The organism is Streptomyces sp. CB03234 (genome assembly GCF_001905885.1).
In the GTDB taxonomy this organism is placed as follows: Bacteria; Actinomycetota; Actinomycetes; order Streptomycetales; family Streptomycetaceae; genus Streptomyces.
Window position 1 is genome coordinate 210,736 of sequence record NZ_LIYH01000008.1, and the last position, 26,137, is coordinate 236,872.

General features: G+C 74.0%; 24 protein-coding genes and 1 pseudogene. 15 read left to right on the forward strand and 10 right to left on the reverse strand.

Annotated features, from left to right (window positions below):
• Positions 1-39: 39 nt before the first annotated feature.
• The 3 genes and pseudogenes from AMK26_RS31795 to AMK26_RS38180 form a co-directional block, all read left to right on the forward strand.
• Positions 40-1,146, forward strand: a complete 1,107-nt coding sequence (locus AMK26_RS31795; protein WP_079277934.1) for a glycosyltransferase family 4 protein — start codon at positions 40-42, stop codon at positions 1,144-1,146.
• A complete protein-coding gene (locus AMK26_RS31800) occupies positions 1,143-2,006 on the forward strand; it encodes an SAM-dependent methyltransferase (RefSeq protein ID WP_073758994.1) in 864 nt (287 codons plus the stop codon). Before AMK26_RS31795 ends, AMK26_RS31800 begins: the two co-directional genes overlap by 4 nt.
• Positions 2,003-3,028: pseudogene (locus tag AMK26_RS38180) on the forward strand (lysylphosphatidylglycerol synthase domain-containing protein); the annotation flags it as partial. The gene AMK26_RS31800 and the pseudogene AMK26_RS38180, both read left to right, overlap by 4 nt.
• Here AMK26_RS38180 and AMK26_RS38185 read toward each other — a convergent pair.
• Together AMK26_RS38185 and AMK26_RS38190 are read right to left on the reverse strand one after the other, a co-directional pair.
• On the reverse strand, positions 2,960-3,856 hold the full coding sequence (locus tag AMK26_RS38185) for a RibD family protein (RefSeq protein WP_073759359.1): 897 nt from the start codon (positions 3,854-3,856) through the stop codon (positions 2,960-2,962). The pseudogene AMK26_RS38180 and the gene AMK26_RS38185 overlap by 69 nt on opposite strands.
• On the reverse strand, positions 3,853-4,614 hold the full coding sequence (locus tag AMK26_RS38190) for a creatininase family protein (protein ID WP_073758996.1): 762 nt from the start codon (positions 4,612-4,614) through the stop codon (positions 3,853-3,855). The genes AMK26_RS38185 and AMK26_RS38190 overlap by 4 nt, the downstream gene beginning before the upstream one ends.
• Before the next feature lie 67 nt (positions 4,615-4,681).
• On the opposite strand from AMK26_RS38190, the gene ribA reads away from it, so the two are divergent.
• The 5 genes from ribA (at position 4,682) to AMK26_RS31840 (ending at position 10,681) form a co-directional block, all read left to right on the forward strand.
• Entirely contained in the window at positions 4,682-5,386 is a 705-nt protein-coding gene (ribA, locus tag AMK26_RS31820) for a GTP cyclohydrolase II (RefSeq protein ID WP_079277905.1), read from the forward strand.
• A gap of 100 nt (positions 5,387-5,486) precedes the next feature.
• Positions 5,487-6,119, forward strand: a complete 633-nt coding sequence (locus AMK26_RS31825; protein WP_073758998.1) for a hypothetical protein — start codon at positions 5,487-5,489, stop codon at positions 6,117-6,119.
• A 19-nt stretch (positions 6,120-6,138) separates the two neighbouring features.
• Positions 6,139-7,692 (forward strand): DUF4331 domain-containing protein, encoded by a 1,554-nt coding sequence (locus tag AMK26_RS31830; protein ID WP_073759000.1) that lies wholly within the window; start codon positions 6,139-6,141, stop codon positions 7,690-7,692.
• Positions 7,693-7,778: 86 nt separating this feature from the next.
• Entirely contained in the window at positions 7,779-9,176 is a 1,398-nt protein-coding gene (locus AMK26_RS31835; protein WP_073759002.1) for a tetratricopeptide repeat protein, read from the forward strand.
• On the forward strand, positions 9,173-10,681 hold the full coding sequence (locus AMK26_RS31840; protein WP_198944214.1) for a nickel transporter: 1,509 nt from the start codon (positions 9,173-9,175) through the stop codon (positions 10,679-10,681). Before AMK26_RS31835 ends, AMK26_RS31840 begins: the two co-directional genes overlap by 4 nt.
• Here AMK26_RS31840 and AMK26_RS31845 read toward each other — a convergent pair.
• The 3 genes from AMK26_RS31845 to AMK26_RS31855 form a co-directional block, all read right to left on the reverse strand.
• Positions 10,653-13,118: a SpoIIE family protein phosphatase gene (locus tag AMK26_RS31845; protein WP_073759004.1), complete on the reverse strand. Its 2,466-nt coding sequence runs from the start codon at positions 13,116-13,118 to the stop codon at positions 10,653-10,655. The two genes, AMK26_RS31840 and AMK26_RS31845, sit on opposite strands and share 29 nt — an antisense overlap.
• Positions 13,119-13,120: 2 nt before the next feature.
• Complete coding sequence (locus tag AMK26_RS31850) at positions 13,121-15,250, reverse strand: SpoIIE family protein phosphatase (protein WP_079277906.1); 2,130 nt, start codon at positions 15,248-15,250, stop codon at positions 13,121-13,123.
• A 90-nt stretch (positions 15,251-15,340) separates the two neighbouring features.
• On the reverse strand, positions 15,341-16,564 hold the full coding sequence (locus AMK26_RS31855; protein WP_073759363.1) for an MFS transporter: 1,224 nt from the start codon (positions 16,562-16,564) through the stop codon (positions 15,341-15,343).
• A gap of 82 nt (positions 16,565-16,646) precedes the next feature.
• On the opposite strand from AMK26_RS31855, the gene AMK26_RS31860 reads away from it, so the two are divergent.
• The 3 genes from AMK26_RS31860 to AMK26_RS31870 all read left to right on the forward strand — a co-directional run bounded on the left by AMK26_RS31860 (position 16,647) and on the right by AMK26_RS31870 (position 18,617).
• A complete protein-coding gene (locus AMK26_RS31860; RefSeq protein WP_073759006.1) occupies positions 16,647-17,450 on the forward strand; it encodes an alpha/beta fold hydrolase in 804 nt (267 codons plus the stop codon).
• Positions 17,451-17,528: 78 nt separating this feature from the next.
• Complete coding sequence (locus AMK26_RS31865) at positions 17,529-18,092, forward strand: rhodanese-like domain-containing protein (protein WP_073759007.1); 564 nt, start codon at positions 17,529-17,531, stop codon at positions 18,090-18,092.
• A 243-nt stretch (positions 18,093-18,335) separates the two neighbouring features.
• Complete coding sequence (locus AMK26_RS31870; protein ID WP_073759365.1) at positions 18,336-18,617, forward strand: transglycosylase family protein; 282 nt, start codon at positions 18,336-18,338, stop codon at positions 18,615-18,617.
• A gap of 33 nt (positions 18,618-18,650) precedes the next feature.
• Here AMK26_RS31870 and AMK26_RS31875 read toward each other — a convergent pair whose 3' ends face one another.
• The 3 genes from AMK26_RS31875 to AMK26_RS31885 all read right to left on the reverse strand — a co-directional run bounded on the left by AMK26_RS31875 (position 18,651) and on the right by AMK26_RS31885 (position 21,800).
• On the reverse strand, positions 18,651-19,565 hold the full coding sequence (locus AMK26_RS31875; protein ID WP_241838162.1) for a phosphatase domain-containing protein: 915 nt from the start codon (positions 19,563-19,565) through the stop codon (positions 18,651-18,653).
• Between the two features lie 3 nt (positions 19,566-19,568).
• Positions 19,569-20,777 (reverse strand): RNA ligase, encoded by a 1,209-nt coding sequence (locus AMK26_RS31880; protein WP_073759011.1) that lies wholly within the window; start codon positions 20,775-20,777, stop codon positions 19,569-19,571.
• Positions 20,778-21,035: 258 nt separating this feature from the next.
• Positions 21,036-21,800, reverse strand: a complete 765-nt coding sequence (locus AMK26_RS31885; RefSeq protein ID WP_073759013.1) for a LysR family substrate-binding domain-containing protein — start codon at positions 21,798-21,800, stop codon at positions 21,036-21,038.
• 70 nt (positions 21,801-21,870) lie between these two features.
• On the opposite strand from AMK26_RS31885, the gene AMK26_RS31890 reads away from it, so the two are divergent.
• From AMK26_RS31890 to AMK26_RS31900, 3 genes are all read left to right on the forward strand, one after another.
• Positions 21,871-22,266: a DUF5997 family protein gene (locus AMK26_RS31890; RefSeq protein WP_073759015.1), complete on the forward strand. Its 396-nt coding sequence runs from the start codon at positions 21,871-21,873 to the stop codon at positions 22,264-22,266.
• A 66-nt stretch (positions 22,267-22,332) separates the two neighbouring features.
• Complete coding sequence (locus tag AMK26_RS31895; protein ID WP_073759017.1) at positions 22,333-22,812, forward strand: CBS domain-containing protein; 480 nt, start codon at positions 22,333-22,335, stop codon at positions 22,810-22,812.
• Between the two features lie 62 nt (positions 22,813-22,874).
• The gene (locus tag AMK26_RS31900; RefSeq protein ID WP_073759019.1) at positions 22,875-23,192 is read left to right on the forward strand and encodes a DUF2795 domain-containing protein; all 318 of its coding nucleotides are present in this window, start codon (positions 22,875-22,877) and stop codon (positions 23,190-23,192) included.
• Positions 23,193-23,198: 6 nt separating this feature from the next.
• Here the strand turns inward: AMK26_RS31900 and AMK26_RS31905 are convergent, their stop codons facing one another.
• The gene (locus AMK26_RS31905; RefSeq protein ID WP_079277908.1) at positions 23,199-24,014 is read right to left on the reverse strand and encodes a PP2C family protein-serine/threonine phosphatase; all 816 of its coding nucleotides are present in this window, start codon (positions 24,012-24,014) and stop codon (positions 23,199-23,201) included.
• A 48-nt stretch (positions 24,015-24,062) separates the two neighbouring features.
• The gene (locus tag AMK26_RS31910; protein ID WP_241838164.1) at positions 24,063-24,944 is read right to left on the reverse strand and encodes a UbiA family prenyltransferase; all 882 of its coding nucleotides are present in this window, start codon (positions 24,942-24,944) and stop codon (positions 24,063-24,065) included.
• A gap of 104 nt (positions 24,945-25,048) precedes the next feature.
• On the opposite strand from AMK26_RS31910, the gene AMK26_RS31915 reads away from it, so the two are divergent.
• Entirely contained in the window at positions 25,049-26,134 is a 1,086-nt protein-coding gene (locus tag AMK26_RS31915) for a type III polyketide synthase (protein ID WP_073759025.1), read from the forward strand.
• Positions 26,135-26,137 lie beyond the last annotated feature (3 nt).

Sequence of the window (26,137 nt, forward strand, 5' to 3'; positions counted from 1 at the left end):
GCCGCCGCCGGTCCGCCCGGGCGCTCGGTACGGGTGGTGATGCCCGGTGGCGTCGACGACCCGGCCGCGCCGAGCGGCGGCAACGTCTACGACCGCCGGGTGTGCCGGGACCTGCCCGGCGTCGGCTGGCAGGTCCACGAACACGTCGTCGCGGGCGGCTGGCCACGGCCCGCGGCCGCCGCGCGCGCCGAACTGGCCCGGGTGCTGCGGGAGTCGGCGGAGGGCAGCGTGGTCCTCCTCGACGGGCTCGTCGCCTGCGGCGTCCCCGAGGTCATCGTCCCGGAGGCCGGGCGGCTGCGCCTGGCGGTGCTGGTGCACCTGCCGCTCGGCGACGAGACGGGGCTCGCCCCGGAGCGGGCAGCGGTGCTGGACGCCGCCGAGCGCCGGACGCTGCACGCGGTGGCGGCGGTCGTCGCCACCAGCCGCTGGGCGGCGGGCAGGCTCGTGGGCCACCACGGGCTCGCCCCGGACCGGGTCCATGTCGCCGCGCCGGGCGTGGACATCGGGCCGCTGGCTCCCGGCACCTCGTCCGGGACCGGGAACGGGGCCGGGAGCGGGACCGGGAGCGCGCCGCGGCTGCTGTGCGTCGCCTCGGTGACCCCGCGCAAGGGGCAGTACGAGCTGGTGGAGGCCCTCGCGACCGTCGCCGAGCTGCCGTGGACCTGCTGCTTCGTGGGCGGGCTCGGCCAGGACCCCGGTTACGTGGACCGGCTGCGGAAGCTGATCGCGCGGTACGGTCTCGACGACCGCGTCCACCTCGCGGGGCCCCTGAGCGGGCCCGCGCTGAACGCCGGCTACGCGGGCGCCGACCTGCTGGTGCTCGCCTCGCGCGCCGAGACGTACGGCATGGCCGTGACGGAGGCGCTCGCGCGGGGCGTTCCCGTCCTGGCGACGGCCGTCGGCGGGCTGCCGGAGGCGGTAGGGCGCACCCCCGACGGCAGCGTGCCGGGCGTCCTCGTACCGCCGGACGACCCGGCGGCGCTCAGCGGGGCGCTGCGGCGCTGGCTCGGTGAGCCCGGCGAACGCCACCGCGCGAAGGTCGCCGCACGACGGCGGCGTACCGCACTGGCCGGGTGGGAGACGACCACCAGGAGCCTGGCCAAGGCCCTCGAACAGCTCCGGCGACAGCCCCGGGAGGCCGTGTGAGCGTGACCGACAGACCCCGCTTCGCCCCCGACTGGCTGGCGCTGCGGGAGGGCGCCGACGCCGACGCCCGCGCGACGGAACTCCTCGGCCCGCTGCGGCGCCGGCTGGACGCGGACCGGTCGTGGCCGGGTGCCGTGCTCGTGGTCCGTGACCTGGGCTGCGGCACCGGTTCGATGGGGCGTTGGCTCGTCCCCCGGCTGCGCGGCCCGCAGCACTGGGTCCTGCACGACCACGATGCCGCTCTGCTCGGCCTGGCCGCCGCGCGGCTGCCGCGTACGGGCGCCGACGGCAGCCGGGTCACGGTCGCTACCCGGCGCGGTGACATCGGGCGGCTCACCGCCGAGGAGCTCTCCGGCACCGGTCTGGTGACGGCGTCCGCCCTGCTGGACCTGCTCACGCGCGCGGAGGTGGACCGGCTGGCCGCTGCCTGCGCGGGCGCGGGGTGCCCGGCGCTGCTGGCGCTTTCCGTGGCGGGGCGGGTGGAGCTGACCCCGGCGGACCCGCTGGACGCCGCGATCGGCGGCGCGTTCAACGACCACCAGCGCCGGCTCGACGACGGCCGCCGGCTCCTGGGACCCGACGCCGTCGCGGCGGCCCGCGAGCTCTTCGCGGGCCGTGGCATGACCGTACGGACGCACTCCAGCCCGTGGCGGCTGGGCGGCGCCGGTGACTCCGCGCTGACGGCCGAGTGGCTGCGGGGCTGGGTCGGCGCGGCGCGGGAGCAGCGGCCGGACCTCGCGCCGCGTGCCACCGCGTATCTGCGGCGGCGCCTGGAGGCGTGCGAGGCGGGCGAGTTGCGGGTGGTGGTGCACCACCATGACCTGCTGGCCCTGCCGGCGCCCGTGGGCGGCCCGGCATGAGCGCGTCGCGGGCGGCGCGGGCCGCGCGGGTGGCGGTGGCCGTGTGGGCTGCGCGGGCGGCGGCGGTGGCCGCGAAGGCTGCGGGGGTTCGCGGCCGCGTCGGCGTAACGGGGAGACCCGGCCGTCTCGGCGTGGCGGCCCCACGCGTCGGCACCGCGGCCGGCGCGGCCATCCTGGTGGCGGTGGTGTGGTGGCTCGGCGGCGGCCCCGTACTGGACGGGCTGCGGGGCATCGACGGCGCCACCCTGCTGGGCGCCCTGGGCCTCGGCTTGTTCACCACGGTGCTCAGCGCGTGGCGCTGGTGCCTGGTGGCGCGCGCGTTGGGCGTCCGGCTGCCGCTGGGCCGGGCCGTCGCCGACTACTACCGCGCCCTGTTCCTGAACGCGGCGCTGCCGGGCGGTGTCCTCGGCGACGTACACCGCGCGGTACGGCACGGGCGGAGCGCCGGTGACATGGGCCGGGGTGTCCGCGCGGTCGTCGTGGAACGGGTCGCGGGCCAGGTGGTCCTGGTCGCGGTCGGGGTGGCGCTGCTGTTCACGCACCCGTCGCCGGTCCTGGTGGAGGCGGGCCATGCCGTCAGGGGCGCCGTGGCGGGTACCGCCGTCGTGTGCGGGCTGGTCGCGGCGGCGGTCGTACGGGCCCGGCTCCGCCGGAAGCCGGTCACCGGGGCGGGCGGCCTCGGACAGCTTGCCCCGGGCGGCTGGGCGGGCGTGCTGGTGGCTTCCGTAGCGGTGCTGGCGGGGTATCTCGCCATGTTCCTCCTCGCCGCCCGCGCCGCCGGTTCGACGGCGCCGGCGGGCGAGTTGCTGCCGCTGATGGTGCTGGCGCTGCTCGCGATGGCGCTGCCGCTGAACGTCGGCGGCTGGGGGCCCCGCGAGGGTGTCACCGCCTGGGCGTTCGGAGCGGCGGGGCTGGGCGCGGCCCAGGGGCTGACCGTCGCGGTGGTGTACGGGCTACTGTGCCTCGCCGCGAGCCTGCCCGGCGCGGTCGTGCTCCTGGCCCGGTCGGTGACCGGGATGCGGCGGCGTCCGCAGGTCGAGTTCGAACAGGGTGTCCTCGCCGAGCATGGTGCGCCGCATCGGCGGGCGGAGCGCGTCACGCATCAGGTCCGGGCCGGGGAAGGCGAGTCCGGGGACGCCGTCGCCGAGCAGGACCGGTGCCACGGTGACGTACAGCCGGTGCAGCGCGCCCTCGTGGAGGAAGCGCGACACGGTGACGCCGCCGCCCTCCACGAGTACGCGGCGAAGGCCCCGGCGCGCGAGCTCCCGGACCACGTTGCGCGGGGCGAACGCCGCGCGGTCGGGCAGGGTCAGTACGTCCACGCCGTCCGGGCGCCGGGCGGGCGGCCGCCCGGGCGCGTCTCCGGCGGCCACGGCCCACAGGGTGGGCGCCTCGCCGTCGGTGAACACCCGGTGCCCGCGCGGTACGCGGCCGCGCGGGTCGAGGACGACGCGCACCGGGTTGTCGCCGGGGCAGGCGCGCACGGTCAGCCGGGGGTCGTCCGCGACGGCGGTGCCGGCCCCGACGACGACCGCGTCGGCGAGGGCGCGCAGGCGGTGCAGGTGCTCGCGGTCCTCCTCACCGGTGACGTAGTCCGCGTCGCCGGTGCGGCTCGCGATGAAACCGTCCAGGCTCTGGCCGAGTTGCGCGAACGTGACGTGCGGTCCGGCCAGGCACAGGGGCAGGTACCGGTCGGCCAGGGCGTCCGCCTCGGGGGAGCCGTACCGCCACCGCGTCCGGCCGTTCGCACTGCGGACCAGTCCGGCGTTGTCGGCGTCCGTGATGGACCGGATGCCGCGCAGCCGCTCCCACGCCCCGGCCGCGTCGACCGGGAGAACGACGCCGGTCACCGCACGCCCCGCCGGGAGCCCGGGGACAGCAGGGAAAGGTATGCGCCGAAACAGTCGACAAGGGCGGTCAGCAATTCCCTCCCCTTTTCGGCCGATGCCTTCGAGGGGCGGCCGATCACTCCGGATTCCGTGTAGGCGCGCATACCGAGGGAGAGCAAATGCTTCCGGTCGTCGGCGAGCCAATCGGAGGTCTCATAACCGGGCCGGACCAGTTCCGGGTGATCGTGCAGCAGGATGGACGTCTCCACTTCACCCGCGTGCATGTCGCTGGACGACGGCGTCCGCACACCGGCCCTTTCTCTTGCCGTATCCCAGTCGCCCGGACCAGGGAAAAGAGCCATGCGTGTACCGCTTCCGGCGGACTCCTGAACCACATTGCGCAATACGTAGTTGCCGCCGTGACCATTGACCAGAACCAGGTTTTCGATACCGGAGCGGCGGAGTGATCCGGCGATGTCCCGCACGACGGCATACAGCGTCGCGGCGGAAATGCTGACGGTCCCCGGCCAGGCGGCATGCTCGTGCGAGCAGGAAATCGTCACTGGTGGGAGCAGGTGTACGGGGTGGACAGCGGCAACCTCGCGGGCGATCGCGCACGCGATGACCGTGTCGGTCATCAAGGGGAGAAACGGACCGTGCTGCTCGAAACTCCCTATGGGAAGGAGCGCGACATCGGCGCGGCTCTCCTCCACATCCCGTGTTGTCGTCTCCATCGGCAGCATGCCCAATGCCGGCCTGCACGGTTGCGGCACACTCATCTTCCCCGCCCCATTCCTGTCGTCAAGTTCCCGCCCACTGCGGGAGGTTACCCGATACGATCGGGCCATGATAGATACCGATGACATGCTCCGTGACACCACCGGCCGAACAGGCGTCGAGCACGTGGTGAATGTGCAGTTGTCCACCGAGTTCGGTGTTTTTCTCGCCGCCGGCTATCTGGACCACGACCGGGGTGAGGAACAAATAGCGTTGGTGTACGGGGATATCGAGGGGGACGACGTTCTCACCCGCCTCCATTCCGAGTGCCTGACCGGGGATGCCTTCCGGTCCCGGCACTGCGAGTGCGGCGAGCAGCTCTCGGCGGCGCTGCGCGCCATCGTGAACGAGGGGCGCGGCGTCGTCGTCTACCTCCTGGGCCACGAGGGCCGTGGCATCGGCCTGCTGGCCAAGCTGCGCGCGATGCGGTTGCAGGCGGAGGGGCTGGACACGGTGGAGGCGAATCTGGCGCTCGGGTTCCCGGACGACGCCCGTGACTACCGGGTGGCGGCGGGGATCCTGCACGACCTCGGGGTGCGCTCCGTACGGCTGCTGTCCAACAACCCGCGCAAGCGCGAGGCGTTGCAACGGCACGGGGTCACGGTCGGCGCACAGGTTCCGCTGCTGATACCACCGCGTGAGGAGAACCTCTTCTACCAGCGGACCAAGCGGGAACGCCTCGGCCACCACCTCCCGCACCTGGGCCTGGAGCCGGCCCGCACGGCTCACACGGCCCACACGGCCCGCACGGCCCGCACGGCCGAGTCGTCCTGACGGGTCATCGGAGGTGGGTTGAGACAAGCTCGCTCGCGCTGCGTATTGCCTGACGACGAAGCAGTCTCGGAAGGCATGTACTCCGCCGAGGAGCACCATCGTGCACGTTGATGACAACGAACCCACCCAGTCCCTCATGGACTCCTTCCAGCGGGTGCTGGACGACCTGGACGCCGCACGCGCCGAACTCCACGCCATGGATCCCCGCGCCACCGGATCCCGCGCCCCCGGGCCTCGTGCCCCCGGCCCCCGCGCCACCGTCCCCCGCGCTCCGCGCGCCGGCTCGCCACCGCCGTACGTCACGGTGGAACCGTTGTGGGCGCGTGGCGCACCGCCCACCGTCCAGCCACGCCTCGCCCTCAAACGCGGGCGCTGGGCGGGGGTGTGCGGAGTGGGCGCGGTGGGTGGCCTCATCGTGGCGTCCACGGTGCTGACCAGCGGCGCCCTGGCGCCTGGCGAGTCCGCGCCCGCCGCGCGGCCGGACCGGCCCCCGCACCAGGGCGCATGGGGCTCCGACGGCGAGGACGCCGGTGAACGGCGCGAGGTGCCGAGGCGGACGTACCGGATCCCGCGGCTCCATCCGGGCGGCCGGTCCTCCGGGCACTACGACATCGAGGTCCGGGCGGCCGCGGCACGGTTCCAGGATCCGTCGGATCTCGTACCGGTGAGGACCGAACAACACGGCCCCGGCGCACGTACTGGTCCAACAAGCAAGCCGGAACGGACGCGATGAACGATGAAGGACGGACGAGATGACCCCACCATCAACCAGCAGAAGCGGCCGGACGTGGCGGAGCAGGAGCGTGGCCCTGCTCGCCTGTGGCGCAGTGGCCGCCGGGGGGCTCGCGGCCGCCGGCGTGAGTGTGCTGGAGCCCCGGACGGCTACGGCCTCGAGCCACCGGGAGGCCCCCCTGATATCCGGGCAGCCCCAGTTCGACACCACGGATGTGTACGCGTTCGTCAGCCCCGACCATCCGGACTCGACGACGCTGGTGGCGAACTGGCTGCCGTTCCAGGAGCCGGCGGGCGGCCCCAACTTCTTCACCTTCGCCAACGACGCGCGCTACGACATCCACGTCGACAGCGACGGTGACGCCCAGGACGACCTGCTGTACCGGTTCACCTTCACGGACCACCGCAAGAACGAGAACACCTTCCTCTACAACACGGGTGTGGTGGAGAGCCTGGACGACCCGGACCTCAACTTCACCCAGACGTACGACATCGAACTGTTGCGTCTGAAGCACGGGAAGGTCGCCTCGCGCCACCAGCTGGCGAAGAGCCTGCCGGTCGCGCCGTCGAACGTCGGCAAGGCGTCGATGCCCGACTACCAGAAGCTGCGCGACCAGGCGGTGCGGAAGGTCCCCGGTGGGCTCAAGGCGTTCGCCGGCCAGGCGGACGACCCCTTCTTCCTCGACCTGCGGGTCTTCGACCTGCTGTACGGCGGCGACCTGTCGGAGGTCGGGAACGACACGCTCAAGGGCTACAACGTCAACACCATCGCCCTGCAGGTGCCCAGCTCGTACCTCCGCGAGTCCGAGAAGCAGCCGGTCGTCGGCGTCTACGCGACGACGGAGCGCAAGAACGCCCACGGCGACTGGACGCGCGTCTCCCGGCTCGGCATGCCCCTGGTCAACGAGGTCGTCAACCCGGTCAAGGACAAGGACAGGTTCAACGCCTCCTCGCCCGAGAACGACGGGGACTTCCTGAAGAACGTCACCGAACCCGAGCTGCCGAAGCTCATCGAGGGCATCTACAAGATCAAGGCCCCGGCGGAGCCGCGCAACGACCTCGTCTCGGTGTTCCTCACCGGGGTCGAGGACCTCAATCAGCAACCGGGCGGCACGCCCTCGGAGATGCTGCGCCTCAACACCTCCATCAAGCCGGTGGCGGAACCCAAGCGGCTCGGTGTGCTGGACGGTGACAACGCCGGCTTCCCCAACGGACGGCGTCTGACGGACGACGTACTCGACATCGCACTCCAGGTCGTCGAGGGCGAACTCGTCGGCGCGAAGAACGACTTGGGCGACGCCGTCGACGCCAACGACAAGGAGTTCGGCCGCAGCTTCCCGTACGTCGCACTGCCCACCGCCGGTTCCGACGTCAAGGCGGCCGAGGTGTCCACCAAGGCCGATGCGACGGGGCTCACCGGCGGAGTCTCCTCGCTCACCTCGTCATGGGACGACAACACGGTGGTGCTCGTCTCGGCCGCGTCGGGCGCCGTGTGCGTGCTGCTCGCCGGCCTCGGCAGGGCGATGTGGTCACGCTCCCGCCGTCAGCCCGAACGCCGGTCCTGGCTCGGCTGACACCCCCCGAAGACGGCCCGGCAGCGTCCCCCTTCCCCCACGGCGCTGCCGGGCCACCCCACACGGAACCGAGGAAGGCACAACCGATGCTCGTACGGAAGCCGCAGTTCGCCCCATGGCACGGGCGGCCCGGGCGGTGGCGGATCGCGGCGGTCGTGGCGGTGGCGCTCGGGCTCACCGCCGGCTCGGTGGCGTCCGGGGCCGACGCGGACCGTTCCCCGGGCACACCGCGCGCGCTCGCCGCGACCGTGCCCGTGGAGCGGCTGGCGGCCGGGGACCTGGCGCAGGGCATCACCGGCCTGCAGCAGCACCTCAAGGCCCAGCCCCGGGACGCCACCGGGTGGGCGACGCTGGGAGCGGCGTACGTGGAGCAGGCGCGGAGCACCGGTGATCCGGCCCGGTATCCGCAGGCGGAGAAGGCGTTCGGGCGTTCGCTGGAGCTGCGCCCCGCCGACGGCAACGACGCGGCGCTCGCCGGGCAGGCTGCACTGGCCGCCGCACGCCACGACTTCACCACCGCGCTGCGCCGGGCGGACCAGGCCCTGCGGGTCAATCCGTACAGTGAACGCGCCCTGGCCACCCGGGTCGACGCCCTGGTCGAACTCGGCCGCTACGACGAGGCGTTGGGCGCGGTACGGCTCGCCGACCGGCGGCGCCCCGGCATCCCGGTCTTCACGCGGTACGCGTACGTCCTGGAGCTGCGCGGCGACGTGGGCGGTGCGCGCCGGGTGCTGCTGCGGGCGCTGGACTCGGCGTTCACTCCCGGAGATGTGGCGTACGTCGCCACCGCGCTCGGCCGACTCGCCTGGTCGCAGGGCGACTTCACCGAGTCCCTGGAGCATTTCGCGACCGCGCTGCGCGCCGAGCCCGGCCATGTGCCGGCGCGGGAGGGGCGGGGGCGTGCGTACGCCGCGCTGGGTGACACGAAACGCGCGGTGAGTGATCTGGAGGAGGTGGTGCGGCGCCACCCGTTGCCGGGCCAGTTGGCCGTGCTGGGTGAGGTGTACGAGGCGCTCGGCCGGCGCGACCGGGCCGAGGAGCAATACGCGCTCGTGCGGACCTGGACCCGGCTGGCCCGCGCGAACGGTGTCGCCACCGATCTGGAGCTTGCCCTCGTCGAGGCCGACCACGGCGACGCCGCCGGGGCGCTGGCCTCGGCGCGGGCCGAATGGGCACGGCGCCGGAGCGTCCACACGGCGGACGCGCTCGCCTGGGCGCTGCACGCCAACGGCAGGGACGAGGAGGCGCTGACGTACGCGAAGCAGGCGGCCGCCCTGTCCCCCGGCCATCGCGACGCCTCGTTCCTCTTCCACCGGGGCATGATCGAACGCGCGCTGGGCGACGACGCGGCCGCGCGCCGCGATCTGCGTGCCGCGCTGGCTCTGAACCCGGGCTTCTCGGTGACGGGCGCCCGTGAGGCGAAGGCCGCCCTGTCCGCCCTGTCCGCCCTGTCCGGCCTGTCCGGTCTTCAGGGGGAGTCGTGAGCCGCCGTACCGCCGCCTGCGCCCTCGCCACGCTGGTCACGGGCGCTGCCCTGGCCCTGCTCCCCGCCCACGCGGCACAGGCGCACCCGTTGGGCAACTTCACCGTCAGCCAGTACGACGGTCTCGTCGTCGCCCCGGGCGAACTGAGCGTGGAGCATGTGGAGGACCTGGCGGAGATCCCGGCCTCGCAGGCACGCGGGCGCATCGACGCCGACGGGGACGGCCGGCTGGCGCCCGCCGAGCTGTCGGCATGGGCGCGGACGCGTTGTGACACGGCGGCGAAGGGCGCCCGGCTCGTGGTCGAGGACAGAACCGCCCGCTCCTTGGCGGCCGGAAGCGCGAAAGCGGAGGAGCGTCCGGGACAGGCGGGGTTGCGTACGCTGCGTGTGACGTGCGCGCTGACCGCACCCCTGCCGGCCGATGAGCGTACGCGCCTCATGTACGCACCGGCGCCGGTGGCGGCCGGAGCGGGGTGGCGGGAGATCACCGCGCGGGGCGACCGGATGACGCTCGCGGGGTCCGACGTGCCGGCCGGCTCCGTCTCCGGGCGGCTCACCGCCTACCCGGACGATCTGCTCTCCTCGCCGCCCGACTCCCGGTCGGCCGCGTTCTCCGTGCGTTCCGGCGGACCGGCGCTGGAGGGCGGGCAGGACGGTACGGAGGCCTCCCCGGCGACCGGCGTGCTCCCGCGCGGCGCGGACCGCTGGGCGCAGGCGCTGACCGGACTGGTGGCCCGGCACGACCTGACGGCGGGTTTCGCGGCGCTCGCGCTCGGCGCGGCCCTGCTGCTGGGCGCCATGCACGCGCTGGCCCCGGGGCACGGCAAGACCATGATGGCCGCCGCGGCGGCGGGCGGCCGCAGTTCACGGCGCGACATGCTGGCGCTCGGGGCCTCGGTGACCCTCACTCACACCCTGGGCGTGTTCGTCCTCGGCGCCCTGGTCACCGCGGGCTCGGCGGCGGCGCCCACGGTGGTGTCCTGGCTGGGCATCACGAGCGGCACCCTGGTGGCGGTGGCGGGCGCGCTGCTGCTGCGCCGGGCGTGGCGGCGGCGCCGGCATCACACCCATGGTCACGTACACGGACACGGACAAACCCACACTCACGAGCACGGGCACGGGCACGAGCACGGGGATCACGGCCATTCCCACTCCCATCTCCCGCCCGCTCCCGGCCTGCGCGGGGTGATCCTCCTCGGCCTGGCCGGCGGGCTGGTGCCGAGTCCGTCCGCCGTGGTCGTGCTGATCGGGGCGGCCGCCCTCGGCCAGGCGTGGTTCGGCTTCCTGCTCGTCCTGGCGTACGGGGCGGGCGTCGCGCTCACCCTCGCGGGGGCCGGGCTCGCCGTGGTGCGGTTGTGGGACACCACGACGCGCAGGCTGGCGCGGCGGCCCCAGGGCAGGGTCTTCACACTCGCCCACCGGTCGGCACCGCTCGCCACGGCCGCCGTCGTGCTGGCGCTGGGGTGCGGGCTGGTACTCAGAGGGGCAGCGACGGCCCTGGCGTGACGGCGGGCAGCGCCTGTTCGGTCCAGATGGTCTTGCCCTCGCGCGTGTAGCGGGTCCCCCACCGCTCGGTGAGCTGGGACACCAGGAACAGTCCCCGGCCGCCCTCGTCGGTGGAGCGGGCGCGGCGCAGGTGCGGTGAGGTGCTGCTGGTGTCGGACACCTCGCAGATGAGGTGGCGGTCACGGATGAGCCGGAGGTGGATCGGTCCGCCGCCGTACCGGTAGGCGTTGGTGATCAGCTCGCTGACGATCAGCTCGGTGGTGAAGAGCATCTCCTCCAGTCCCCACTCGGCGAGCTGACGTGCCGTCAGTGTGCGGGCGCTCGCGGCGGCGGTCGCCTCCACGGGCAGTTCCCAGGTGGCCACCTTCTCCGGCGCGAGGACCCGGGTACGGGCCAGGAGCAGGGCCACGTCGTCGGTGGGGCGGTCCTGCAGCAGCGTGTCGCGCACCGCGCCGCAGGTGTCCTCCAGCGTGCGGGCCGGCCCGGTCAGGGCCGCGCACAGGTCCGCCACCCGCTCGTCGACGTCCCGCTCGTCGGCGTCCCGGTCGCCGGCCTGGACGAGGCCGTCGGTGTAGAGGGCCAGCAGGGTGCCTTCGGGCAGGTGCAGCTCGGCGGACTCGTACGGCAGTCCGCCCAGGCCCAGCGGCGGGCCCGCGGGCATGTCGAGGAGGCTCACCCGCCCGTCCGGGGTGACCACGGCGGGCGGCGGGTGACCTGCGCGGGCGAAGGCGCAGTGCCGTGAGACCGGGTCGTACACCGCGTACAGGCAGGTCGCGCCGACGACCTGGCGGGAGAGGTCGTCGGCCGGTCCCTGCTCGGCGGCCAGCCGGTCCACGAGGTCGTCGAGGTGGGTGAGCACCTCGTCGGGCGTGAGGTCGAGGCTGGCCAGGGTGTGCAGGGCGGTGCGCATGCGGCCCATGGTGGCCGCGGCGTGGAGGCCGTGGCCGACGACGTCGCCGACGACGAGGGCGACGCGGAGCCCGGAGAGCGGGATGACGTCGAACCAGTCGCCGCCGACACCGGCCGCGGCGTCGGCGGGCAGGTAGAGGTGGGCGACGTCGGCGGCCGGGTGCCGGGGCACGACGTGCGGGAGCAGGCTGTGCTGGAGGGTGAGCGCCGCCGCGTGCTGCTGGGTGTAGCGGCGTGCGTTGTCGATGCAGACGGCGGCACGGGAGGCGAACTCCTCGGCGAGGGTGACGTCGTCCTCCTCGAACGGTTCGATCCGTCGGGTGCGCCACAGGCTGAGCAGGCCGAGTACGAGTCCCCGCGCGACCAGCGGCACGACCAGCAGGGCGTGGATGTCCGGGCCGGGGGTGTGCTGTGCACGCCCGGGCTCCATGGAGAGCCACGCGGCGGGGCCCTCCAGCCGGGCGTCGAGGATGGGTTTGCGTTCGGCGAGGCAGCGGGCCTGGACGGTGCCCGGCGGGACGTGCAGCGTATGGCCCACCGGGTGCATCAGCCCGGCGGCGTCCGGCGGGTCGCTGCGTACCGCCGCGCGGCGCAGGGGTCCGACCATGTCCTGGAGGGGCTCCTCGCCGCGGGCGACCGGTTCCAGCAGGTCGACGGAGACGCAGTCGGCGAGGTCCGGAACGGCCACCTCGGCCAGCTCCCGCGCCGTCTCGGTCACGTCCAGGGTGGTCCCGATGCGGGCGCTGGCCTCGTTGAGCAGGGCGAGCCGGCGGCGGGCCCGGTAGCGGTCCGTCACGTCCTCGACGGTCTGGGTCACGCCGAGGGTGCGCCCGGAGGGGTCCTGCATCCGGAACGCCGACACCGACACGACCAGTTCGCGGCCGGGGTCCCGGCGCAGTACGCAGGGCTGCTCGGTGAAGACCGAGGACCGGCCGGTCTCCAGCACGTCCTGAAGCTGTGTCTCCACCGTGTCGGTGTCCCGCTGGATGAGGAAGTCGCTGATGCACAGCCCCCGGTGCTGATCGACCGGAATCCCGCTGAACCTGGCGATCGCCCGGTTCACCCGCAGGATGGTCAGGTCGGGGGCGTGGACGGACAGCCCGATCGGTGAGCGGCTGAACAGCCCGTCCAGGACCGACCGGTCCGTCTCCCACTGGATCACTTCCTCGGCGGGCGCGCCGACGAGGAACCACTCCTGGCGGGTGCCGTCCCGCACGATCGAGCGGGCCCGGCAGCCCACCTCGACCCGCCGGCCGTCGCGGTGCCGGACGGGTACGACCCCGAACCAGCCCCGGTCGCGTACGCAGGCCGCCACGGCGTCCGTGACGACGCCCGCGTCGCGCGGGTCGATCAGGAATCCGGCCGCCGGCCGCCCCAGCGCCTCCTCGGCGGGGTATCCGAGCAGCGCCTCGGCCCGTTCGCTCCAGCCGACGACCGTGCCCCGGTCGTCCAGCACCGCCGAGGCCGAGCGCCGCACGGCGAACGGGTCTTCGGGACCCTCACTGAACGTCGTCACCGGTGTGTCCATCGCTACCACTCTCGCACCATATGATCCGGACCGTGCCGGTGGTGGTGGTCGGCGTGGCTCCCCGCCGCGCCGGTGGGGCGCAGCGCTCTGGCGAGGAGCACCGCCACGTCGTCCTGCGCCGCCGAGGGCAGCAGCCGGCCGAGGACGCCGTCGCAGATCTCGTCCAGCGGGCGGTCGGGGCGGCCCAGTGACCGGGCCAGCTGGTCCATGCCCTGGTCGAGGTCCCTGTCGCGGGCCTCGATGAGGCCGTCGGTGTAGAGCACGAGGAGGCCGCCGGGCCTCAGGGGCACGCGCTCGGGCCGGAAGTCCCGTACGCCCGTGCCCAGGGGTGTGCCGGGGGGCCCGTCGAGGAACGTGATCCTCCCCCCGGCATCGGCCACGGCGGGCGGTGGATGGCCGGCCCGGGCGATGACACAGTCCCCGGTGGCAGGGTCGTGGACGGCGTAGACGCAGGTCGCCATCTCGTTCTCGCCGAGGTCGGCCACGGCGGCGTCCAGGGAGACGAGCATGCGGGCCGGTGGGGTGTCCTGGCGCGCCAGGGTCCGTACCGCCGTGCGGAGCTGTCCCATGACGGCCGCCGCGTGGATCCCGTGCCCCATGACGTCCCCGATGACGAGACCGGTCCTGCCGCGGGGCAGGGCGATGGCGTCGAACCAGTCGCCGCCTACCTCGTGGTCGCTGGCGGGGAGGTAGCGCCCGGTGAGTTCCAGGCCGGTCACGTCCGGCAGCGCGTTGCTGGTGAGGCTGCGCTGCAGGGTGAGGGCCGCTTCCCGCTGGCCGGTGTACATGAGCGCGTTGTCGATGTTGAGCGCCGCCCGGGCGACGAGCTCGTCGATGAGTACGCAGTCCTGCTCGTCGAACGGCTCACGGCTGCGGGTGCGGGTCACCACCACGGCGCCGAGCACCTTGCCGCGCGCGATCAGGGGCACCAGGCGGGCGGAGCCGAGACGGGTGCTGAGGTAGGTACGCAGCTGCTCGGCTCCCGGATCGCTGACCAGCGCGGGGATGTCGGTCTGGTAGAGGTTCATGGGGTGCCCGTCGGCGATGACCCGCTCGTACACCGACCCGAGTGGGAGCTGGTAGGTGCGGCCCACCGCCAGTGGCCCGGCGGGGGCGGACGGGTCGGTGAACGCGATCGCGACGCGGCGCACCACGCCGCGGGTCGACGCGCCGGCCTCGTCGGGGTCCAGCACCTTCTCGCGCAGGTGTACGTCGGCCGAGTCGGCCAGCCGGGGCACGAGGACGTGCACGACCTCTTCGGCGGTCTGCCGCAGGTCCAGGGTGGTGCCGATGCGGGTGCCGGCCTCGGCGAGGAGGGCGAAACGCCGGCGTGCCCGCTCGGCCTCGGCCTGCGCCCGCTGCCCGTCGGTGATGTCGATGAGGGAGGCGACCAGGCCGAGGCGCCGGCCGGCGTTGTCCAGCAGCGGCGCGTACGAGCAGGACCAGGTCCGTTCGCGGCCGGGGTCGGCGGGGGTGTGGCCGGTGCGGCGGACGTCGACCACCGCCTCGCCGCGTTCCAGGACCTGCCGCATCACCGTCTCCAGCGCGGCGGCGTTGATCCCCGGCGCGACGTCGGCGAGCCGTTTGCCGAGGTGGTCGCGGGCCGGGACGCCGTTCATCCGTGCCAGGGCCTCGTTGACGCGCAGGAAGCGGAGATCGGGTCCGAGGAGGGCGAGGCCGATGGGTGACTGGGTGAAGAGCCCTTCCAGGGCGGCCAGCGAATCGCGCATGTGCAGGACCGCCGAGGTCTGTACGGCGATGGCGAGGATGCCGGTCCGTCCCTGCCGGTCGGCCGCCGGGCAGATCCACATCTCCATCCGCACGAGGTGCCCGTCGCGGTGCCGTACCGGGAGGGTGGCGGCCACGGCCTCCCCGGCCATGACCCTTCCGGCCAGCTGCTCGGCCAGTTCCCAGTTGGCCTCGGGGACCAGTGCCGGCTTCGCGTGCCGGCCGATGATCTCCTCCGGGGCGTGGCCCAGCACGTCCTGGGCGGCGAGCGACCACTCGACGATGTGGCCGTCCGCGTCGGACCTCCACAGCGCGATCGGGAGCAGGTCACGGAGCACTCCGGCGTACCCCACCGCGGTCAGGGGCTGATCGGGTGCACCACTGGTCGACTCGTGCGTGTCCAACGCGATGACCTCACCACGGGGGCATGACGCCTCTGCTCGCGAAACCTCTCCTCAAGGCTCAAATACCGGTAAATCATCCTATCCGAGGCGTCAGTGACCGCGCTTCGCGGCAGGGTGCCGTACCAGGTGCAGCGCGGTGGCCGCGACGAGGAGCGTCACGCAGGCGGTGAACGTCAGCCCGGCGCGTTGCAGGCCCAGCCACATCGTCAGCGCGCCCACACCGACGACCGGCAGCGAGATGCCCGTGTAGGCGACGACGAAGAACGAGGAGATGGTGGCCGCCCGGTGCGCGGGAGGCGCCGCCTCGCCGACGGCGGTCAGCGCGGCACGGAAGGCGAGGCCCTGGCCGAGCCCGCCGCAGACCGCGCCGGCCACCATCAGCGGCAGGGCCTTGGCCCACAGGGACGCGCCGACGAGGAGGAGCCCCGCGACCAGCACCAGGCAGCCGAGCGGCAGTGCGGTCCCCGCCGCCACCCGGCTCGTCAGGGACTGCCCGATGGTCGAGGAGAGGAACACCGAGAAGACGACGAGTCCGGAGACGGCGAGGTTGCCGATTCCCAGGGTGTGGGAGACGAAGCTCGGCGCCACCGCGGTGAACAGGCCGAGGAGCGAGAATCCGGCGAAGGCGGCGAGGGAGGAGGGCGCGAAGACGCCACGGACCTGCGACGGTACGTACAGTCCCAGCGGCCTCGGCCGGGCCTTCAGCCGCGCGCCCCGGACCGTCTCCGGCAGGAGCAGGACGATGACGCAGGCGATGCCCACCAGCGCGAGGTGGGCCAGGAAGGGCAGGGACAGCGGCAGCGGGGCGTACTCGGCGAGCAGCCCGGCCAGCAGCGGGCCGCAGCCGAGGCCGCCCATGTTCGCCGCGGTCGCGGCGAGGCCCGCGCGGGACCTGTGCTCCGGCGGCGCGAGCTCCAGCACGGTGGCCGTGCCCGCCCCGCTCAGCAGCCCGGCCGAGAAGCCCGACAGGACCCGGCCGGCGAAGAGGGCGGGCAGGCCGCCTTCGAGCAGGAAGCAGACGGCGCTGGCCGCGGCCAGGACCAGCGCGTACAGCAGGACGGGGCGCCGTCCCGCCTCGTCGGAGTAGTTGCCGACCAGCAGGAGGGTGAGGATCACGCCCACGGCGTAGCTGGCGAAGACGACCGTCACCATCAGTTCGGAGAAGCCGAGTTCCTGGCGGTACAGCCCGTACAGCGGGGTGGGGAGCGTCGTACCGGCCATGCCGATGGCGAAGACCGCGGCCGCCGCCAGGTAGGCCCGGCGCCTCTCGTGGTGGGGGCGGCTGCGCCGGGACTCGGGGGATGTGCGGGTCATGACGATCACACTAGGAAGAAGAGTGATCATTCTCGAAAGTCATCACGCACGAAACGCCCATAATGGGCTCGGAGGATGAGCCGTGGGAGAACACACCGTCCGCGAAGGCTCCTTCCGTCACCGCGGGGCCGAGCTGTTCTACGAGGAGGCCGGCCACGGGCCTCCGGCGCTCTACGCGCACGGCGGGTTCGCCGGCCGGGCCGCCGAGGACCGGATGGGCCTGTTCGACTGGGCGCCGGTCGTGGACGCGGGGCGGCGCCTGGTCCGTTACGACGCCCGGGGACACGGCCGCTCCACCGGCGAACCGGTGACCGGCGACTACACCTACCCCTCCCTCGCGGGTGATCTGCTGGCCCTGCTCGACCATCTGCGCGCCGACCGGCCGGTCGACGCCATGGGCGCGTCCATGGGGTGTGCCACGGTGCTGCACGCCGCCGTCCAGGCACCCGAACGGTTCGCCCGGCTGGTCCTGCTCGTCCCGCCCACGGCCTGGGCGACGCGCGAGGCGTACGCGCGGCGCAACCGCGAGTCCGCGGACACGATCGAACGGGAAGGCGTGGACGCCTGGCTCGCCGGCCGGGCACGTGCCCCTCGCCCCGCGGTCGTGGCCGACGTCCCCGACGTACCGCCGACGCCCGACGAGCGGGTCCTGCCGTCGGTCCTGCGGGGCCTGGCGCTGTCCGACCTGCCTCCCCCGGCGGCACTCACCCGGCTGCGCCTGCCCGCCCTGATCCTGGCCTGGGCGGACGACCCCGGGCATCCCCTGTCGACGGCGGAGACGGCAGCCGGACTGCTCCACGCCGAGCTGCATGTGTCCAGGACCCGCGCCGACGTCCGCACCTGGGGCGAACGCGTCGCGGAGTACCTGTCCCGGCCCCGGCCGTGACGGAGCGTCGCGACGGACTCCCGGCCGCCCGTATCGTGGCCCGCGTACAACGCCCCGGGAAGACGAGGAAGAAGCCACATGACCACCCCCGCCCTCACGGCCGAGCAGGCGCGCGCCCAGCTGGACGAGCTGACCGTCATCGACGTACGCACCCCCGGGGAGTACGCCTCCGGCCACCTGCCCGGCGCCCACAACATCCCCCTCGACCACCTGGACGCCGCCCTGCCCGCCCTCAGGACGGCCACCGGCCGCGGCCGCCTGCTCATGGTGTGCGCCTCCGGCACCCGCTCCGCCCGGGCGTGCGAGGCCCTGGCCGGGCACGGCATCGCCGCCGCCACCCTCACCGGTGGGACCACCGCCTGGATCGCGTCCGGCCATGACGTCCACCGGCCCGCCGGTGCCCGCACCGCCTGGGCCATGGAGCGCCAGGTCCGCCTCGCCGCCGGGTCCCTGGTCCTGGCGGGGCTCCTCGCGGGGCGGCGCCGGCCGGCCGCACGCCTGCTGTCCGCCGGCGTGGCGGGCGGCCTGGTGTTCTCCGCGCTCACCGACACCTGCGGCATGGCCCGCGTCCTGGCCAAGCTGCCGCACAACCGTCCCCGCGCCGCCGACCTGGAAGCCACTCTCGCCTCCCTGACGGACTGACGGACCGACGGACCGACGGACCGACGGTTCGCGGACCCGTAGACCCGATGGGCGCAACACCACGTGCCGCCCACGTCGCACGACCCTACGGTCGTAGTCCTCAGCCGGCCCCTTGCCGGGGGCCGACGTGACGGACCCAGAGGGCACCTGATGCATGGTCACCACAGCCGTACCGACGGCCGGAACAGCCGGAACACCATCGGCAGGCTCACCACGACGGCGCTGTGCGCGTCGGCCGTCCTGATGCTCGCCGCCCCCGCCTCCCGGGCCGCCGCTCCCGGACCCGGCGAACGCGCGGACTGGGACGCCATCGCCCGGTGCGAGTCCAGCGGCAACTGGCAGGCCAACACGGGCAACGGGCATTACGGCGGGCTTCAGTTCAAGCAGTCCAGCTGGGTGGCCGCGGGCGGCCTGAAGTACGCGCCGCGCGCGGATCTGGCCACCAAGGCCGAGCAGATCGCCACGGCCAAGCGGCTCGCCGCGATGCAGGGCATGGACGCCTGGACGTGCGCCCGGCGGCGCTGAGGACCGGCGGGGCGCTGAGGACCGGCGGGGCGCTCAGAAGTCGCCGTAGTTGACCTGCCACGTGGGCAGGCCCATGCGGCGCCACACGGCGACCACGCGATCCCGGTCGTCCAGGGAGACCCGTACCGCGAAGCGGTGGCGGACGTGCCGGTCGAACAGCTCGGCCTTCACGACGTCGTCGCGGCGGCCGTCACCGGCGGCCCGCATCCACAGCTCGTCGTACGGCACCTCATGCCGTCGCAGCCACTCCTCCGTCTTCTCCCGGTGCTCCTCGCCTCGTCCCGAGAGCAGCACGATGACGTCGTCGTCCGCGCGCCGGAAGGAGTGCAGGGCCTGGCGCACCGAGACGTTGAGCAGGTCCTCGTCGCAGCGGGTGAAGTCGTACGGGCCGCGGTCCCCGCGCAGCGCGAGGGTGCCGTCGATGTCGCACATGACCGCCGACGGGAGCGACGGGTCGGCGACGTAGGGCTCCACGGGCGGCTGGTCGTTCAGCCACGCGTCGGTGAGCCGCCAACCGCCCCTCGTGGCCTTGGCGTGCTTGTCGGCCAGCAGGCGGATGATCTCCTCCCCCACGGACCGCTCCCGCTCGCCGTCGCGCCGTATGCACTCCTCCACCGGTACGTCGGTGAAGTCGTGCACGACGAACGTCGCCTGCCCGCCGACGGCGGCCTTGAGCCGCTTGGGGATGTGGGGCGTCAGATGGGTGTTGTCGACGACCACGTCGAACCCGCCGTCGACGGCCGCCCGGACCGCCGCGTCCTGGATGGCGAGCACCGTCTGCTCGTGCGCGTGGGAATTCCGCTCCTGGGTGGGGATGTCCAGCATGGTGCGCAGGTCGTCGAGGTTGACCCGGCGCATCCGGCCCTCGGACCGGGCCTGGAGCGCCCGCGCCGCGGTCGTCTTCCCCGATGCCGGAAGGCCCGTCATCACATGTACTACGGGCAGCACTGGTCAGTTCTCCTCGTCGTTCTTGAAGGGATCGGACGCCTCCGGCCGCACCGAACGGTACGTCACCAGCTCGGTCGGGCGGCCGTCCAGGCGCAGGAACATCGCGGGGCGGACCGCGGCGTCCGGCAGGGCCTTCACGGCGCGCGCGAAGGCGGCGCGGTCGCCGGCCAGCGGGGCGAGGGAGCGGTAGGCGTCGTCGATGGCGCGCTCGCGGTCCGCCACGTCCTTCTCGATCCGTGCGATCACCTCGCGCACCCAGGCGTCGAACTCGTCCGGCACCTGTTCCAGCAGCGCGTCCAGCGGCCGCCCGCCCGACGCCGTGATGTCCGCCGCCGAGCAGCCCAGCGCCTGGGCGATCTGCCTGGCGGGCAGGTGCGCGAACCGCTGGATGCCGTGGCCGCGCCAGATGTCCCGCTCGGTGACACCCGTCAGGACCTTGTGGAGGCGTACGTACTCCGACAGCTTGGCCTTCGCCCGCACCCCGGAGGCGAAGCGCAGCACGAAGCCCTCCGCGTCCGTGCCGGTGGCGGCCCGGCCGTCGGGCAGCGTGTTCGACTCGGTCAGGGCCAGCAGCTCGGCCAGCGGCATGGCCGGGCGGACCGTGACGACGGAGCCGACCGGCTCCCAGGCGGGGGCGGCGTCGGCCAGGGGTATCTCCGTGCCGTCCTTGGCGAAGGCGGCGAGCAGCACCAGGTCCCGGCGGTCGCCGTAGTCGACGACGATACGGTTCTGCGGGTAGAGGATCTCCGCGAGGTACGTCACGCCCGGGGTGAGGCCCGAGGTGTCCTTCCCGTCGAGCCGGCGCTGCGCCCAGGTGGCCTGCGTGCTGATGAACGACCCCTTGGACGCGACGCGCCACCGGCCGGCGTAGTGGAAGACCACGGCGAGGCTGCCGTCGACCTTGTCGTACACCTCGAACGGTTCGTCGGGCAGAGCGGGGGCGTAGGGCTGACCGGCCTCGTGCTCCCCGACGTTGAAGAACTTCGGCAGCGGCAGCGCGACGACCTCGCCGGTGACGTCGTCGGCGACGAGCCCGCGGCAGCGCATGGTGACGCGGTTCCAGATCCGCTCGTACTGGCAGGTCCGTGTGTACGTGTAGATGGACAGCGGCAGTTCTGGGTGCGCCTTGCGAGTGACGTGACCGGCGTCGAGCGCCGTCGCCAGTTCCTGCGGCGGCAGCAGCTCGTGAAGAGTCAGGTATGCCTGGCTCATTGGGGTCCTCCCGTTCGAGATGGGGCATTGTCGCCTCCGGGAGGCCGTGGACGACAGCGAATAAGTCCCGTGGTCCACCCGTGGTCCGCTGCGGCCGGATGCCGGAATCCTCATCATCCGTACCGGCAAGGGCAGTTGCCCGGTTCCTCGCAGGGGGGGGCGGTGACGACCGGATGGCGCCCTGGCCGTCCTGCGGCGGGCGCGGGCCGGTCCTCGCGCGCGTGCCGGTGGCCGGGGACGCGAGGAAGGCGGCCGGGACTACGACCGGCGGCGGGGCTTGCCGCGCTTGGCGCCCTTGGCGGTGCCGGAGCCGCCGCGGGGACCGCCCTTGCCGGTCGGCTTGCCCGCCGCGGGCTTGCGCCGGTCGGCGCCGCTCTTGTCGGGGCGCTTGCCCTTCGGCTGGGCGGGGGTCTGCGGGCCCCGGGTGCTGTTGACGGTCCGCCCGCGGACGATCCCGATGAAGTGCTCCACCAGGTCGGTGGTCCGGTCCTCCGGCCACGACAGCGCGACGCGCGACTGGGGGGCGTCCGACACGGGCCGGTAGGTGAGGTCCTTGCGGTGGTGCAGGCGGGCGAGGGACTGCGGGACGACGAGGAGGCCGATCCCCGCCGCCACCAGCTCGATGGCGTCCGCCGTCGTGGCGGGGCGCTCGATCGCGGCCAGGCCGGGCGGACGTTCCCAGCCGAGGGTGTCGTCGAGGGGGTGCAGCACGATGTCGTCGGCGAGGTCCTCGGCGGTCACCTCCTCGACCGCCGCCACGACGTGGTCCTTGGGGATCACGACCACGGTCGTCTCGGCGTAGAGCGGGATCGCGCTGAGGTCCGTCCGGTCGATCGGCAACCGCACGAGGCCCGCGTCCGCGCCGCCGTTCCGCAGCATGTCGGGTGCTTCGGCGGCGGACACCTGGACGAGGGTCAGCGGGACGTCGGGCAGCCGCTCGTTCCAGATCCGCACCCACTTGGCCGGCGTCACACCCGGGACGTAGGCGAGCCGGAAGGAAGGGGATGCGTCGGAGCCTGTCACCCCGACAGATTACCCGCCGTGGTCGGCGGTCGTGGTCATCGGTCGCTCGCATGCTCGATACCCTTGACACATGACGTCGCACCAGAGCACCCAGACGATGAAGCCCGCGACCGCGGCGAAGAAGCTGGGTGTGTACCTCGAGGCCACCCCCGCGGAGTTCCAGGAGGGTGTCGTCTCGCGCACCGAGCTGGCCGCGCTGCAGACCGATCCGCCCGAGTGGCTGCGTGAGCTGCGCCGCAACGGCCCGCACCCCCGGCCCGTGGTCGCGGCGAAGCTCGGCATCTCCATCTCCGGTCTCGCACGGGGCGGCATCACGGACCCCCTGACCACGGAGCAGATCGACGCGCTCAAGGCGGAGAGCCCCGAGTGGCTGGTGCGGGAACGCGCGGTCCAGGCCGAGGTCCGCAAGGAAGCGGTGCGGATCAAGGAGAAGAAGGCCGAGCGGGGCGATCAGCCACGCGCCTGACGCTCCTCCTGGGGGGCCGGACCGGCCCGGGAGGCGGCGCCGGGGCAGCGGGCCTACGTTGGACATGTGCGTGCCCATGACTTGGCCGAGCCCTATCCGTACGTCACGACGGACGACGACGCGATCGACGCCGCCCGGCTGCTGGCCGAGAACTCGCTGCCGGCGCTGCTCGTCCTGGACGCGGACGGGCTGCCGCACGCCATCGTGCCCGGGTCGCAGCTGCTGCGGCGGCTGGTCCCGGCGTACGCGATCGACGACCCGCTGCTGGCGTCCTCCGTCGACGACCGGATGGACGCGGAGATCGCCGAGAAGCTGCAAGGGCTCACGGTCGCCGAGTGGGTGCCGCGGCGGCTCTTCCCGCCTCCGTACGTGGGACCGGACGCCACACCGATGGAGGTCGCGGCGCTCATGGCACGTACGCACAGCCCCCTGGTCGCGGTGGTCGAGCGCGAGGGTGACGGCCGGGTGCGCCTCCTGGGCACGGTGACCGCCGCCCGCCTCATCAGGTACGTCCTCGTCCGGTTCGGCCGGAGCGGGAATCGCTGAGGCCGCCCCGGGTACCCGGGGCTCCCGGTGACCCCGGCGATACCGAGGGAGGAGACGCACTCATGGCTCACACCGACGTCCCGGAAGTCCTGGGCGCGATCAAGGACGCCGACTTTCCGGCGGACAAGGACACGCTCGTGTCGGCGGCGCAGCGCGCCGGCGCCTCCGAGGAAGTGATCAAGGCTCTGCGGGGCATCCCGGCGGAGCAGTACACCAACCGCGAGGACGTGGCCCGCTCGGTGCGGGTGGACCCCGACGCGGATCTCGGGCACAGCCGCGGCCAACGGGCGGCGCAGGCACGGCAGGGCGGGAAGCCCGGCCTGTCGCAGCACCTGCGGGACGCGCCGAAGCCGCCGGTGCAGGAGGAACTGGACCAGTGAGCCGGCTCAGGGCCGGACGGGGATGAGGAGGGCGGTGACGTTGTCGTGTCCGCCGGCGTGGAGGGCGTACGTGACCAGTGACCGCGCCTGGGCCGGCAGCCCGCCGGGGCCGGGCGGCCGGTGGCGGGCGAGTGCGTCCCGCAGGGCGTCGGCGTCCGGCAGGTAGCGCCACAGCCCGTCGGTGCACAGCAGCAGACGGCCCGGTACGGAGGGCCTCAGGCTCCGGAGGCGGGGTGCCGGTTCGCCGGCGTCCGCGCCCAGCCACGCGGTCAGCGCCTCGTGCTCGCCGGTGTCGTCCTCGGTCAGCACCGTTCCAGGGCCCTGGTCGGGCAGCCAGTAGGCGCGGCTGTCCCCGACCCAGGCGCACCAGAAGCCCCCGGGGCCGACGACGGCGGCGGCGTACGTACAGGCGGGTGCGGCAGCCGGGGACGCGGCCAGGGGGCTGACCGCGCGCCCCGCCGCCAGGGTGGCGTCGTCGAGCGCGGTCTCCGGCAGCGCGCCCGCCTCCAGGCGCTCCCGCAGGGCGCGGGCGCCGACCTCGGCGGCGACCTGCGCCGCCCGCTCCGCCCGGGGCGACATCGACACCCCGTCGCACACGACCCCGACCGTCCACGCCCCGGTCGCGGTGAGCGCCGTGGTGAGCGCCATGGCGTCGGCGTTGACGCCCCGCCGCTTGCCGCGGTCGCTGACTCCCGCGGCACCACCGTCGGTCGTGAGCTCCAGGTGGGAACGGAACGCCGGCTGGGCTTCGCCGCAGTCCCAGCAGTGGCCGTCGGGGGCCACGGTTCCGCCACACACCACGCAGCCCGGAATCCTCGTCATCGGGCGTTGATCCTGCCAGGCCGGCCGCCGGCCCGCCCCTCCGTTTCGTCAGGTGATCGCGGCGCCCCGCCACACCACCATCGCCACATCGATGGCCGCCACGGCGATCGCGGCGATGAACGGCACCTCGGGCCGGCGGCGCCCGAGGAGGGCCCCGGTCACGGCCGTCACCACGGCCACCGCCACCGCGACCGGGCCGACGGCGCCGGAGCCGACGGCGCCCGAGCCGCCCGTGCCCGGCGGCGGCCCGGCGAGGGCGAGGACCACGGAGGCGGCCACCAGCGGAACCGGCAGCAGCAGCCGTACCCGTGCCGGACCCAGGCGCTGCGGCCAGCCGCGTACCCCGACGGCCAGGTCGGAACCGATGTCCGGAAGGACATTGCCCAGATGCGCGCCCACGCCCACCAGCGCCCCGGAGACGACGACCCACCAGGCCGGCCAGGGGCTCCCGGGCAGGCTCAGCGTGACGAAGGCGGGCAGCGCGGCGAAGCCGATCGCGTACGGCAGCCAGGACAGCGCCGTCGCCTTCACGCCCAGGTCGTACGCCCACGCCGCACCCACGCCCACCAGGTGGACGCTTCCGGCGAGCGGACCGCAGGCGAGGGAGAGCGGCACGGCGAGGACCAGCGCCACGGTGGCCGCACCCCACACGGCCGTCGTGCCGACGGCCCCGGACACCACCGGTTTGGCGGACCGTCCGGCGGCCCGGTCGCGGGCGGCGTCGACGGCGTCGTTGCACCAGCCCACCGACAGCTGGCCCGCCAGCACCGCGGCGGCGATCAGCAGGCAGCCGCGCCCGTCGTGCCCGGCCGCCGCCGCCAGTACCGTCACCAGGACGGTGACGGCGGCGGCCGGGCCGGGGTGACAGGCCATCAGCAGGCCGCCGACGACACCACTGTGTCCGTACGCGGGCCGGTCGGTGGCGTTCACGGGCCGAGCGTAGGCGCTCATCGGGCGAACGGCCGGTCCGAGCGGTACGGCGACACGGCACAAGGGCACACATGGGGGACCGACGTCGCCGACCTGGAGCTCTGATGACCCGGATCGCAGCCGTTCACGGAGTCCTGCCGCCGCACCGGCACACCCAGCGCGAGATCACCGACATGGTGGCCCGTCACTGCCTGCCCGCCGGCGCCGACCGGCGCGTACTGGACCGGCTGCACGAGGGCGCGCGGGTGCGCTCCCGCCACATGGCGCTCCCGCTGGACCGGTACGGCGGGCTGGACGGTTTCGGCGCGGCCAACGACGCGTTCATCGACGGCGCCGTGGAGCTGGGGGCCGAGGCGGTCACCGGGGCGCTGCGCGGGGCGGGCCTGTCGCCGCGCGACGTGGACCTACTGATCTTCACCTCGGTGACCGGCATCGCCGCGCCGTCCGTGGACGCCCTGCTGGCCGGGCGGCTCGGGCTGCGGCCGGACGTCAAGCGGCTGCCGGTCTTCGGCCTGGGGTGTGTCGCCGGGGCCGCCGGGATCGCCCGCCTGCACGACTATCTGCTGGGCCGGCCGGACGACGTCGCCGTGCTGCTCTCCGTCGAGCTGTGCTCGCTGACCTTCCAGCGGGCCGACGCCTCACTCGCCCAGTTGATCGCGACCGCCCTGTTCGGTGACGGCGCCGCGGCCGTCGTCGCCTGCGGTGCCCGGCGGCACACGCCGGGCGACGGGGAAAGCGGGGGCGGCGGCGGCGGCGGCCCGACCGTGGTGGCCAGCCGCAGCCATCTGTACCCGGACACCGAGCGGCTGCTGGGCTGGGACATCTCCGGCTCAGGCTTCCGCGTCGTCCTCGACCCCGCCGTGCCCGACGTGGTGCGCAAGAACCTCGCCGACGACGTCGACGGCTTCCTGACCGACCACGGCCTGAGCCGCGCCGACGTGACCGCCTGGGTCAGCCACGCCGGCGGCCCGAAGGTCCTCGACGCGGTCGCGGAGGCGCTCGACCTGCCGGACGGCGCCCTCGCCGTCAGCCGGCGCTCGCTCGCCGAGGTCGGCAACCTCTCGTCGGCCTCCGTGCTGCACGTCCTCCGCGACACCCTGACGGCGGCGGCCCCGCCCCCGGGGACGCCGGGGGTGCTGCTCGCCATGGGCCCGGGGTTCTGCACCGAACTGGTCCTGCTGCGCTGGTAGAAA